Genomic DNA, 11,432 nt, shown 5'->3' on the forward strand with positions numbered 1-11,432 from the left:
TTATCGTTTCTGAATCGCGGGTGGCGTCAGGCATGACATGATCGAACGATGCAGGTCGAGTTCTGGGCTGACGTCATCTGCCCGTGGTGCTACATCGGCAAGGCGCGCTTCGACAAGGCGCTGGCCGAGTTCGAGCACCGCGCCGAGATCACCGTGGTGCACCGCGCGTTCGAGCTGGACCCGGGCAGGGAGGGCGTGGAGTCCGCCCAGGACGTGCTCGCCGCCAAGTTCGGCCCGCGCGCCGCCGAGATGGAGGAGTCCGTCGCCCAGCTCGCCCGCGACGAGGGCCTCGGCTACCGGCTGGACCGCGAGGTGGGCAACACGTTCGACGTGCACCGCCTGCTGCACCTCGCGGGGGAGCGCGGAATCGGGCAGCAGGTCCTCGACGCCGTGCTGCGCGCCAACTTCGCCGAAGCGCGCTCGCTCTTCACCCCCGAGTCGCTGTCGGAGGTCGCCACCGGGGCCGGCCTCGACGCGGCCGACGTCAAGGCGGTCCTGTCCGACCCCGCCGCCCACGCCGACGAGGTGCGCGCCGACGAGCAGCGCGCCCGGGACCTGGGCGTCACCGGTGTCCCGTTCGTCGTCGTGGCCGGGCGTCTCGCCGTGGCCGGTGCCCAGCCGGCCGAGGTGTTCGCGCGTGCCCTGACCCAGGCCTGGGAGGTGTGAGGTGGAAGAAACGCCGTTGAAGGTGGACGTGGAACAGCTGCCGTCCGCCGTCGTGCTGCGCGCCGAGGGGGAGGTCGACTCCTACACGGCGGACGAGTTGCGCGAGAAGCTCGCCGAAGCGTTCGGCGCGAAGCTGCCGGTGGTGCTCGACGTGAGCGAGGTCGAGTTCTTCGCGTCCGCCGGGCTCTCGGTGCTCGTGGAGTACCACCTGCTCGGCGAGGACCGGGGCATCCCGTTGCGGCTGGTCTCCCCGCGGGGCAGCGTTCTGCGCGCGTTGCGGGCGACCACGCTCAACGAGACGCTGGAGCTGTACCTCAGCCTGGACGAGGCGCTGCGGGGGAGGTAGCCGGGTGTCCGGGACCGGACGGCGTGCCGGCGACGATCGACTCGCTCGCGGGCACCAGCAGCCAGTGGTGGAGAGAAACCCTTGCCGGACAAGCTGACCGTCGACCTGCACCCGGTCTTCCGCAGCGACCAGGACATCGCCCTGGCCGTGCGCAACGCCCTGTTCCGCGCGGCCGGTCAGGGCGTGCCGCTGCTGGAGATCGTCACGGGCAAGGGGTCCGGCAAGCTCAGGAGCCGCGTCCTGGCGATGCTCGGGCAACCGCACGTGAAGAAGCTGTACCGGCGGGCCGAGGTCGCGCCGGGCAACGACGGGATGGTGCTGGTGCACCTGAAGTAGCGCTCAGCGCGTGCGCCGCATCACGCGGTCGACGGACTCAGGCGGAGAGCGTTCTCTCCGGCGCCAGGGCCAACATCCGTTGTGCGCGTGGGAAGTCGCGCAGCTGCTCGGACAGCAGCGTGAGCGCCGGCTCGAGCACCTGCGGGGGAACTCCCCGCGCGCCGAGCACATCACTCGTCCACGAGAGGAAGGCGCGGAACAGAGCGTCGTCGTCCATGTACAGCGCGGTGGCGAGGAACTCGACGATGTGCGCGAGATCCTCGGCCGTGTGGTGCTTCTGCTCGTCGCTGTAGGACCGCATGGCGGGCACCCGGTCTTCGAGGCCGCGGTACACCGAGCGCACGAGATCACGCGCGTTCCGCGTCACCAGCGTGTACTCCTGGTCGGCGAGGTGCGGCAGGTGGTCGATCGGCTGGTGCGGCGCCGTCGGCTTCGGCAGCTTCTGCGACAGCAGCATGTCCGCGGCGGAGCGGGCGTCGGCGGCCCACGCGTTGGCGCCGAACCGCCGCGCGTACTCGCCGTCCGGGCCGAACGCGGCCCCTCCCACCATCACCGGCACGCCCGCCGCCTGGCACGCCGTCATCGTGGCGTGCGCCGAGGGCAGCCGGGTGGCGATCGAACTGGACAGCGCCACCACGTCCGGGCCGGTGCGGTGCAGGTGCGTGATCAGGTGCGGCGTGGGCACCTGCGCGCCGAGGTAGTCGACCGCGAAACCGCGCAGCGCCAGCACTTCCGCCAGCAACCGCGCGGGCAGCGCGTGCCACTCGCCGTCCACGCACGCCACCGTCACGCGGCCGTTCACCGGCTCGACGCGCGGCCTCGTGATCGACAACGCGGTGACCGCGCGGTCGTTGATCGCGGTGATCGCGTGCTCCTGCGCCACGCTGATCCGGTTCGCGGCCCACTCGCCGCCGACCCGGCGCTGCACACCGCCGACCACGTCGAGCAGCGCGGCCTCATGGCCCAGCTCGGCGGCGGCTTCGAGCACCACGTCGGTCGCGCGGTGCTCGTCCCCGTCCAGCGCGGCTTCCCACAGCGCGTCGACAGCGTTCACGAAGACCTCCTCCGAGGCGCGGTGATCGCGAGTACGGCCATGTCGTCGTGGGTGCCGCTGCCGACCCATCGGGCCGCGAGCATGTGCACGTGCTCGACGAGCGCCTCGGCCGGCATGCCACCGCAGGCCTCCAGCGCGCGGCGCAGCCGGTCCTCACCGAACTCCTCGTCGCCCAGCGGGCCGCCGACGGCCTCGGTGATGCCGTCGGTGTAGAGCAGGCACGAGTCGCCGGGTGCCAGCACGACCTCGTCGGTCGTCGTGATGATCTTCTCCAGGATGCCGACGAGCGTGCCCCTGGTGTTCGCCACCTCGACGGTGCCCCCGGCCCGCACGATCAACGCCGGCAGGTGCCCGCCCGAGGTCAGCTTCACGTGCAGGCCCTCGTCGACGGGGCGGACGGTGCCGACGACCGTGGTGATGAAGCGCGACCGGTCCGTCGTGAGCAGCGCCTGGTTGAGGGCGTCGAGCATCCGGTCGTGGTCGGTGACCACCTGCAGCAGCGCGTGCAGCGCCGTGCGGACCCTGCCGGTCTGCACCGCCGCGTCGAGCCCCTTGCCGCAGACGTCGCCGAGCACGACGAACAGCTCGTCGCCGGGCAGCTGGTGGACGTCGTAGAAGTCGCCGCCGACGCGTTCGGTCGCACCGGACGCGCGGTAGCGGCCGGCGAGGTCGACGTGCTCGTGCCGGCGCAGGGTGGGCGGCAGCAGGTCGCGGGTCAGCCGCTCGGTGATCTCGGCCTGCTGCGTGAACAGGCTGGCCGCGGAGATCGCGACTCCCGCGCGGGACGCGAACAGGCGCGCGAACGCCTCCTCGTCCTCGGTGAACTGCTTGTCCCGCCGGATGAGGACCAGCGCACCGGCCGCGACGCCGTGACCGGGCAGTGGCGTCACGACGATGGACACCACGTCCCTGGCCAGCCAGTCCGGCGCCACGGCCGGGTCGATCCAGCGCGAGGGCACCGGCGGGAAACCGCGCAGCGCCTCGCTGAGACCCACGACCTCCTCGACGTCGAGGTGCTCCAGGTCGTAGGTCGGCGCCTCGCCGCGGCGGCAGCGCGTGACGGGGTGGCCGTGGTCCGACTGCGGTGCGATCACCACCGCCTCGTCCGCCAGGTGCTCGGCCGCGAGCTCGGCGACGACGGTCATGCACCGCTCGGGGTTGAGCGACGTCATCAAGGCGCTCGACATGCGCGTCAGCAACTGCGCGCGCTCGCGTTCCAGCCGGAGGTCGGTCTCGTCGAGCAGCCACCACGTGACGGTGCCGTCCGCGTGGTCGACGCGGTGCGCGGCGTAGCTGCGTTCGGCGATGTCCACGGACTCGCCGTGGCGCCACCGCGTGGGGGAGACCTGCTGGGGGAGGAGCGTCTTGGCTGCGTCGTTCATGCCGTGCACTGCACCGGCGGCGTCAACCACAAGCGCGGGGCACGGCGAATGCAACCAGCTCGAAACCGTGACCACCTGCGAATCATCTCATCAGAGCCGGATCAAGAACAACGTTTGAACCCTCTCGAACGAGGGTAAGATGTCCTCTGAGGACGATCACAGCGCCACCTGTCCGGTGATTCCGAGCACGGTGTTCCCGCCGACCCAGATCCGGCCCTCTACCTGGTCGAGGTGCAGGCGCCCGCGCCGGCCGAGCGCGGTGCCCTGAGCCGCCACGTACCGCTGCTGGGCGATCCCCGCCGGGATGAGCCACTGGGCGATGGCGGCGTTGAGACTACCTGTGACCGGGTCCTCCTCGAAGCGTTCGCCCTCGTTGACGAAAGCCCTGACCTCGAACGCCGCCTCCCCGCCCGCGCGGTGCGGCCCGACTACGCCGATGCCGGTGAACGCGCCGAACCGGGCGTAGTCGGGTCGCACGGCCAGCACCGCCTCGGCGGAGTGGAGCAGCACCGCCACCCACCCGGGCCCGTTGTCGGCCCACTGCGCACCGGCGATCTCCGCCGGTGTGATCGCGAGCGCCGCCGCCAGGGCTTCCAGGTCGTCGACCGGACCGCTGCGCACCAGGGGCGGAGCGGCGAACGCCAGCCGTGAGCCGTCGCGGCGCACCTCCACCAGCCCGGCCCCGCACTCCTGCACCAGCAGGCCGGGATCGCGCGGCGTGTTGCCCGCTTCGAGCCACGCGTGGGCCGAGCCGAGCGTCGGGTGACCCGCGAACGGCAGTTCGCGGCTGATGGTGAAGATCCTCACCCGGTAGTCGGCGGCAGGATCGGCCGGCGGCAGGAGGAACGTCGTCTCCGCGAGGTTCGTCCAGTTCGCGAACGCCTGCATCTGCTCCGTGGTCAGGCCCTCCGCGTCGTGCACGACCGCGAGCGCGTTGCCCTTGGTGAGCTCGTCGGTGAACACGTCGACCTGGCTGAACGTCCGCATCCAGCGACGTTAACCGAAATCGGGCAACGTCATCGCGGAGTGCTCCGGACGGCTGGCCTCGGCAGGCATGGTGGTCCGTGCGCGCAAGGCGGCGTTGCGCGCGGCGAGTGCTTCCGCGGTGGCGGGGAACAGTTCGGCGTTGCCCTTCTCGACCAGCCCCTGGTTCGCCTCGACGAACGGGCGCGTGGAGCGTTCGTAGGCCTCGAACGCCTGCTCGGGAGCGGAGGTGAGGTGACCGGCGAGCACGTAGGCGCCGACCAGCGCGAGGCTCGACCCCTGCCCGGTGAGGAACGACGGCGCGTAGGCGGCGTCCCCGACCAGCGCCACCCGCCCGGACGACCAGCGCGGCATGCGGATCTGGCTGACCGTGTCGAAGAACAGGTCGTCGGCGGCACGCAGGGCCTCGACCAGGCGCGGGACCTCCCAGCCGTCGTCGGCGAAGACCGACGCGACCAGGTCGCGCTGGGCCTCGGGGTCGCGGAAGGCCCCGAACGGCGCCTCGTCACGGGTGAAGCTCAGGAAGCCGTGCACGTTCTCGCCACTGCCCACCGCGTAGAGCGCGGCGGCGCGACCGGGTTCGTTCCACAGCAGCGCCTCGTGGTCGAGCCCGAGGTGGTTGGGCATCGTGAAGCCCGCGAAGCAGTAGCCGAGGTAGCGGTGGAACTGCTCCTCCGGTCCGAACGTCAACTCGCGCACGGTCGAATGCAGGCCGTCGGCGCCGATGACGTGGTCGTAGGTGCGTTGCAGGCCGCTGCGGAAAGTCACGTCCACACCGCCGGGTCCGTCACTCATCGCGACGACGGTGTCGTCGAAGAGGTACTCCACGTCGTCACGCGTGGTCTCGTGGAGGATCTCGGCGAGGTCGCCGCGGCGGACCTCCAGGTCACTGCCGTCGCCCCCGATCAGCACCTCCGGCCGCAGCGAGGCGGCCTCGCTGCCGTCGGCGTCGAGGAACGTGATCCGCCGCGTGTCGACGTGGGCTTCCCGCAGGCGGGGGAGCAGCCCCATGCGCTCGACCACGCTCAGCGCGGTGCCGCGGACGTCGACGGGATAGCCACCGCCGCGCAGGGTGTGGGACTTCTCCACGACGGTGACCTCGACGCCCCGCCGCCGCAGCCAGAACGCGAGTGCGGGCCCGGCGATGCTGGCGCCGGAGATCAGGACGGTGCTCATGGTGCCTCCAGATAACTAACTTAGGTATCCTTTTTTGGGGCGCGGTGATCGCTACGGTTCACTGCGACTGAGGCAAGCATATACCTAAGTTAGGTAAGTGAAATGAGTGAGGCCCTGAACCCCGCAGCGCTGCTGCCGCACCTCATGCAGCTGGGCACCGTGCTCAACCGCAGCCAGCTGGTCGAGCGGGCGATGGAGCAGGTCGGTGTACCCCTGGAACGACCTGGCCTGACGGTGCTCATCACCCTGCGCATGGCCGGGCAGCCCCTGAGGGTCGGGGAGATCGCCGCGCGGATGCAGGTCGTCGGCCCGCACGTCACGCGGCTCCTGCACGACCTCGAACGCACCGGCCTCGTCCAGCGCGTCACCGATCCGACCGACCAGCGCGCGCGCCTGATCGAGCTGACCGGCTCCGGGGCCGCCGCGGCCGGCCGTTACCTGGAGGCGGTGCTCGGCTGGTTCACGGGCGCGATCGCCGACTGGCCGGAGGAGGACCAGCAGACGTTCGGGCGGCTGCTCGGCCGCTTCGTGGACGACCTCCGGGCGCGGATGGACGACCTCGGCTGACCGGACGAACCCCGTCGCGCGGGACAGGTGCTGCGGGAACCCCGCACACCCAGGACCTGGGAATGGTCCCTCCGTAGTCGTCCTGCGGTGGCGGGGGCAATGGTGCCGCGCAACGTCCGCGCGCCGGGCGAGGTGTAGCCCGCACACGTGGTGCTGCCCATTCGCCGGCTCCTAACCTCGGAAGCCATGTCCTGCCTGCAATGACGGAGGCGAACACATGCGTCCGAGGAACGTGGTCCTGGCTCTGGCGGCCGCCACCGGCCTGGCCGCCGCATCCCTGTCGATCTCGCTGGCGGCCGTCCCGCCACCGCAGTCCGGCTCGCTCACCAAGTACGACGTCACCGGCACCTACGTCAGCGGGTTGTCGTCCGGCGGCTTCATGGCGAACCAGCTCCACGTCGCGTACTCGAGCGTCTTCCAGGGCGCGGGCATCTTCTCCGCCGGTGCCTACGACTGCGCGCAGAACCACCTCAACACCGCCCTGCTCGCGTGCATGGACACCTTCCAGGCCCGCAAGACGCCGGCGGAGCTGGAGCAGCTCACCCGCACGCGCGCCTCGGCCGGGTCCGTCGACCCACCGCAGAACCTGTCGGGCGATCCCGTGTGGCTCTTCCACGGCAGTGCCGACGACACGGTCGACCGGGCGGTGAACGACGATCTCGCCACCTACTACCGCGACTTCGGGGCGCGGGTCGTGTACGACAACACCACCGCGGCGGGCCACGCGTGGATCAGCCCGATCGGCCCGAACGCCTGCGGCACCTCGACTTCGCCGTACGTCAACAGGTGCGGCACCACCGACCCGGTGAAGGAGATGCTCACGCACCTCTTCGGACGGGTGAACCCGGCCGCTTCCGCGGTGTCCGGCAGGCTGGTCCAGTTCGACCAGAACACCCACGCGCCGGGCGGCAACGCGGCGGCGATCAGCATGGGTCGCGAGGGCTTCGCGTACGTGCCGAGGTCGTGCGAAACGGGGCCCTGCAAGCTGATGGTGACCCTGCACGGGTGCTACCAGTACTTCGGGCTGATCGGCAACGCGTTGCTGGACAAGGCCTATCTCAACGAGTACGCCGACACCAACAACATGATCGTGCTCTACCCGCAGGCCACCACGATGACCGGGAACCCGCGCGGCTGCTGGGACTGGTGGGGCTACCAGTCCGCGCGGTACCCGCTCAAGACCGGTCCGCAGATGACGGCCGTGGTGAACATGGTCAGGGCGCTGTCCGGCGGCACTCCCACCACGCCGCCCACGACCACGACCACCACTCCGCCGACCTCGCAGTGCGTCACCGCGAGCAACTACGCCCACACCGTCGCGGGCCGCGCCTACGCCAACCTGGGGCAGACCTACGCGCTGGGCTCGAACCAGCCGCTGGGGTTGTGGAACACCTTCACCACCAGCGCGATCCGGCAGACCTCACCGAACCACTGGGTGAAGTGCTGACCGGCGCGTGAGTTCCGGGGGTGGCGGTGCGCACCGCCACCCCCGGCGGCCGGCTCAGCAGTGGTCGAACGCGTACTCGGAGTCGTCCGGCCCGACCAGGTAGCGGTCGCGCAACGTCGTCGTGGCCGGGGTGTCCGGGTCGTCGCAGACGTCCTCGAACGTGCCGCGCAGGTCGTCGGTGTACTCGATGTCCATCACGTGCGAGCCGTACACGTCCGAATAGGACGAGCACTCCTCCCAGCGGTGGCACTCCTCGGAGACCGCGAAGTCGAACCCGACCTCGGTGCGTCCGCGGTAGGCCTGCTCGGCGGAGTTCTTCTGGCCGATCGCGAGGTTCTTGCCGTGCGCGCGGTCGGCGAGCAGCTTCGCGTAGGCGAGGTTGTTGTTCACGCTCAGCTTGCCGCGGGAGCGCAGGTAGGAGTCGAGGTTGTCGACCTCGACCGCCTTGAAGCCCTTGGCCGCGCACCGGTCGATCGTGGCGCCGATGATCGAGGCGAGCTCGGTGCGCTTCGCGGCCGTCGAGGTGTCGAGCAGGAGCTCGTCCGGCCAGTTCGGGTCGGTGATCGGCCTGCCGGAGGAGTCCTTGAGCACCAGGTGGCCGCGCTGGTTCAGCCAGACGGCGCGGTCACCGGGCTGGCTCTGGAACCCGTTGACGTAGCAGATGGTGTAGATGCCCGGTGCGGGCGACGCGGTGCTGTCGCGCGTCACCAGGTTCACGCCGCCGGGCGGGGTGTAGGCGGTGCCGAGCTGGTAGTCGAGCACCGCGCCGACCGGGGGGAGCTCGACCGCGGCCGCGTGGCTCGCCGGGGTCAGCGGTCCGGCGACGCACGCCGCGGCGGCGACCGCGGCGAGCGCGGTCCGGGTGAGGGCGCGCGCAGGGGATGTCATAAGCGCCAAACTCCTTCATCGCTCACAGGTGGTTCAGTGCGGGCGACCCTAGCCACGGAGGCCTCGGAGGGGCCAGAAAGCGATCTCAATCGGTCACGGCCCTCGCGCCTTCGAGCTGTCCGGGACTGATCACGAGCGGCCCGCCTCCTCACCACCACGAGGTCGCTGGAGGTCGTGACGAACGCGCTCCACACGGCTTCCGGCCTCTGCCCGAGGCCCACGATCGACCTCCTCGCCACCGGCGGGCGTGGAGGTCGTCGTCGCCTGATCGGAGACCGGGCCAATCTGGTCGGTGGCCCGTTCCGAACCAGAGGTGTGAAGGCAACACGATCCATCCTCATCGGCTTGGTGTCGGTGGCCGCGGCGCTGGCGGCGGGACACCTCGTCGCGGGACTCGTGAGCCCGCTGGCCTCGCCGTTCCTGGCGGTCGGCAACACCGCGATCGACCTGACACCGCACCCGGTCAAGGACTTCGCTATCCGCGCGTTCGGCGAGAACGACAAGGTGGTGCTGCTCGCGGGCATGGCCGTCGTGCTCGTCGCGCTCGGTGTGGTGGCGGGCCTGCTGTCGCGGCGCAGCCCGTGGCCGGGCACCGCCCTCGCCGGCGCGCTCGGGCTGCTCGGGGTCGCCGCGGTGCTGGCCCGGCCCACCTCGACCACGTGGGCGGTGCTGGCGCCGTTGGCGAGCCTGGTCGTCGGTGTCGCCGCTTTCCGCTGGCTGTGGGCCCAGGCGCCCGCTGCCGCGCCGGCGCAGGACAGGCGGCGTTTTCTGATCTCCACGGCGGCGATCGCGGCCGGGGCGGGTGTCGCGGCGGTGGGCGGTCAGTTCCTCGCCGGGCGGGTGGACGTCGAGGCGTCCCGGCGCGGCATCACGCTGCGGCCGGGGCGGAAGGCGCCGGAGATCCCGTTCGGCGCCGACTTCACGCGCGAGGGCACCCCGCCGTTCCTGACGCCGAACGAGAAGTTCTACCGCGTGGACACCGCGCTCAGCATTCCCCGCCTGCGTGCGGAGGACTGGCGGATGCGGGTGCACGGCATGGTGGACAACGAGATGGTGCTCACCTACGACGACCTGCTGCGGCGGCCGTTGGTGGAGAAGACCATCACGCTCGTGTGCGTGTCCAACGAGGTCGGTGGCCCGTACATCTCGACGTCGAACTTCATCGGGGTCGACCTGGCGGAGCTGTTGCGGGAGGCGGGGGTGCGGCCCGGTGCCGACCAGCTCGCGACGCGCAGCGTGGACGGCTGGACGTGCGGCACGCCGGTCGCCTCGATCATGGCACCCGGCTCGAACGCCTTGCTGGCCGTCGGGATGAACGGTGAGCCGTTGCCGCTGGAGCGCGGGTTCCCGGTCCGGATGGTGGTTCCCGGTCTCTACGGGTACGTCTCCGCGACGAAGTGGCTGGTGGACATGGAACTCACCACCTTCGACGCGTTCGACCCGTACTGGGCGGAGCGCGGCTGGGCGAAGAAGGCACCGGTCAAGGTGATGTCCAGGATCGACCGGCCGAAGTCCTTCGAACGGGTGCCGGTGGGCAGGTTCGTCGTCGCGGGCATCGCGTGGGCCCAGCACCTGGGCGTCGACGAGGTCGAGGTCAGGGTCGACGGCGGGCCGTGGCAGCAGGCGACGCTCGCCACCGAGGTCAACGTCGACACGTGGCGCATGTGGCGCATCGAGCTGGATCTGCGGGAGGGCAACCACACCGTGGAATGCCGTGCCACCGACCGCAACGGCTACACGCAGACCAACGAGCGTGCCGCGCCGATTCCGGACGGTGCCACCGGCTGGCACTCGATGGTGTTCACGTCGGTGGCCGGCTGACCGGTCACCGCAGCCCGCGCTGAGAGGCCTGACCGCAGGAACACCGGACGGCGAACGGAGTTCGCCGTCGTCGGGCAGGGTCGAGCCGGTGCGGTGCCGGTCCGGCTTCCAGATCCACAGTGGACTGCGGTTCCAGGTGGAACGTCACCGCAGGTCGCACGTAGCTCGCGGATCCGTTGGTAACAGAAGGATAACCACACCCATCCGCCCTCGGAGCGGTGCCGAATCACGAGCAACAGAAGTTCCACTCACCCCTTGGAGATGTCCCGTCATGAACAAGACCGTCCGCAACACCGTCCTGGCCCTCGGCGCCGCCTCGCTCGCCCTGTTCGGCGCGGCGTGCGGCTCGGGCGACATGGCCAGCAGCAGCTCCACCACCACCACCACTACCTCGACGACCTCGATGGCCCCGTCGTCGTCGGCGATGGCGGATCCGGCCTCGAACCTCGTCGGTCCGGGTTGTGCCGACTACGCGAAGCAGGTGCCGTCCGGTGCCGGTTCCGTCTCGGGCATGGCCGCCGACCCGGTCGCCACCGCGGCGAGCAACAACCCGCTGCTCACGACGCTGGTGAGCGCGGTGTCGGGCAAGCTCAACCCGAAGGTGAACCTGGTCTCGACGCTCAACGGCGCGGAGTTCACGGTGTTCGCGCCGGTCGACTCGGCGTTCGCGAAGATCGACGCCGCGACGATCGAGAAGCTCAAGACCGACGACGCGCTGCTGACCAAGATCCTGACCTACCACGTGGTTCCCGGCCAGATCACGCC

The 11,432-nt window shown here is 70.7% G+C and carries 12 protein-coding genes; 7 read left to right on the forward strand and 5 right to left on the reverse strand.

The window, feature by feature from the left end; all coding sequences use genetic code 11:
- Positions 1-48 precede the first annotated feature (48 nt).
- The 3 genes from BLQ91_RS18940 to BLQ91_RS18950 all read left to right on the forward strand — a co-directional run bounded on the left by BLQ91_RS18940 (position 49) and on the right by BLQ91_RS18950 (position 1,348).
- Positions 49-666 carry a DsbA family oxidoreductase gene (locus BLQ91_RS18940; RefSeq protein ID WP_090098182.1) on the forward strand — a complete coding sequence of 206 codons (618 nt, stop codon included), beginning with the start codon at positions 49-51 and terminating at the stop codon, positions 664-666.
- Position 667: 1 nt separating this feature from the next.
- Entirely contained in the window at positions 668-1,012 is a 345-nt protein-coding gene (locus BLQ91_RS18945) for an STAS domain-containing protein (RefSeq protein ID WP_090098183.1), read from the forward strand.
- An 81-nt stretch (positions 1,013-1,093) separates the two neighbouring features.
- Positions 1,094-1,348 (forward strand): Smr/MutS family protein, encoded by a 255-nt coding sequence (locus BLQ91_RS18950; RefSeq protein ID WP_090098184.1) that lies wholly within the window; start codon positions 1,094-1,096, stop codon positions 1,346-1,348.
- 37 nt (positions 1,349-1,385) lie between these two features.
- On the opposite strand, the gene BLQ91_RS18955 is transcribed toward BLQ91_RS18950, so the two are convergent.
- The 4 genes from BLQ91_RS18955 to BLQ91_RS18970 form a co-directional block, all read right to left on the reverse strand.
- On the reverse strand, positions 1,386-2,402 hold the full coding sequence (locus BLQ91_RS18955; protein ID WP_245733620.1) for a cobalamin B12-binding domain-containing protein: 1,017 nt from the start codon (positions 2,400-2,402) through the stop codon (positions 1,386-1,388).
- Positions 2,399-3,784: a PP2C family protein-serine/threonine phosphatase gene (locus BLQ91_RS18960; RefSeq protein ID WP_090098243.1), complete on the reverse strand. Its 1,386-nt coding sequence runs from the start codon at positions 3,782-3,784 to the stop codon at positions 2,399-2,401. The genes BLQ91_RS18955 and BLQ91_RS18960 overlap by 4 nt, the downstream gene beginning before the upstream one ends.
- A 156-nt stretch (positions 3,785-3,940) precedes the next feature.
- Positions 3,941-4,771: a PhzF family phenazine biosynthesis protein gene (locus BLQ91_RS18965; RefSeq protein WP_090098186.1), complete on the reverse strand. Its 831-nt coding sequence runs from the start codon at positions 4,769-4,771 to the stop codon at positions 3,941-3,943.
- A 9-nt stretch (positions 4,772-4,780) separates the two neighbouring features.
- Positions 4,781-5,944 carry an FAD-dependent monooxygenase gene (locus tag BLQ91_RS18970; protein ID WP_090098187.1) on the reverse strand — a complete coding sequence of 388 codons (1,164 nt, stop codon included), beginning with the start codon at positions 5,942-5,944 and terminating at the stop codon, positions 4,781-4,783.
- Between the two features lie 102 nt (positions 5,945-6,046).
- On the opposite strand from BLQ91_RS18970, the gene BLQ91_RS18975 reads away from it, so the two are divergent.
- Both BLQ91_RS18975 and BLQ91_RS18980 read left to right on the forward strand, forming a co-directional pair.
- On the forward strand, positions 6,047-6,511 hold the full coding sequence (locus tag BLQ91_RS18975; protein ID WP_090098188.1) for a MarR family winged helix-turn-helix transcriptional regulator: 465 nt from the start codon (positions 6,047-6,049) through the stop codon (positions 6,509-6,511).
- A gap of 217 nt (positions 6,512-6,728) precedes the next feature.
- Positions 6,729-7,958, forward strand: coding sequence for an extracellular catalytic domain type 2 short-chain-length polyhydroxyalkanoate depolymerase (locus tag BLQ91_RS18980; RefSeq protein WP_090098189.1), 1,230 nt, complete (start codon positions 6,729-6,731; stop codon positions 7,956-7,958).
- A 54-nt stretch (positions 7,959-8,012) separates the two neighbouring features.
- Here BLQ91_RS18980 and BLQ91_RS18985 read toward each other — a convergent pair whose 3' ends face one another.
- Positions 8,013-8,846, reverse strand: coding sequence for an endo alpha-1,4 polygalactosaminidase (locus tag BLQ91_RS18985; protein WP_090098190.1), 834 nt, complete (start codon positions 8,844-8,846; stop codon positions 8,013-8,015).
- Between the two features lie 315 nt (positions 8,847-9,161).
- On the opposite strand from BLQ91_RS18985, the gene BLQ91_RS18990 reads away from it, so the two are divergent.
- Together BLQ91_RS18990 and BLQ91_RS18995 are read left to right on the forward strand one after the other, a co-directional pair.
- A complete protein-coding gene (locus BLQ91_RS18990; protein WP_245733621.1) occupies positions 9,162-10,667 on the forward strand; it encodes a molybdopterin-dependent oxidoreductase in 1,506 nt (501 codons plus the stop codon).
- Between the two features lie 271 nt (positions 10,668-10,938).
- Positions 10,939-11,432 (forward strand): fasciclin domain-containing protein (locus BLQ91_RS18995; protein ID WP_090098192.1); only part of this gene is annotated, 494 nt, incomplete at its 3' end.

Origin of the sequence: Lentzea jiangxiensis (assembly GCF_900104175.1) — a bacterium.
GTDB classification, from domain to species: domain Bacteria; phylum Actinomycetota; class Actinomycetes; order Mycobacteriales; family Pseudonocardiaceae; genus Lentzea; species Lentzea jiangxiensis.

Bases quoted from the DNA above. Each gene is read 5' to 3' on its own strand.
- BLQ91_RS18940 (WP_090098182.1), top strand. From the start codon at position 49: ATGCAGGTCGAGTTCTGGGCTGACGTCATCTGCCCGTGGTGCTACATC.
- BLQ91_RS18960 (WP_090098243.1), bottom strand. From the start codon at position 3,784: ATGAACGACGCAGCCAAGACGCTCCTCCCCCAGCAGGTCTCCCCCACG.
- BLQ91_RS18965 (WP_090098186.1), bottom strand. From the start codon at position 4,771: ATGCGGACGTTCAGCCAGGTCGACGTGTTCACCGACGAGCTCACCAAG.
- BLQ91_RS18970 (WP_090098187.1), bottom strand. From the start codon at position 5,944: ATGAGCACCGTCCTGATCTCCGGCGCCAGCATCGCCGGGCCCGCACTC.
- BLQ91_RS18975 (WP_090098188.1), top strand. From the start codon at position 6,047: ATGAGTGAGGCCCTGAACCCCGCAGCGCTGCTGCCGCACCTCATGCAG.
- BLQ91_RS18980 (WP_090098189.1), top strand. From the start codon at position 6,729: ATGCGTCCGAGGAACGTGGTCCTGGCTCTGGCGGCCGCCACCGGCCTG.
- BLQ91_RS18985 (WP_090098190.1), bottom strand. From the start codon at position 8,846: ATGACATCCCCTGCGCGCGCCCTCACCCGGACCGCGCTCGCCGCGGTC.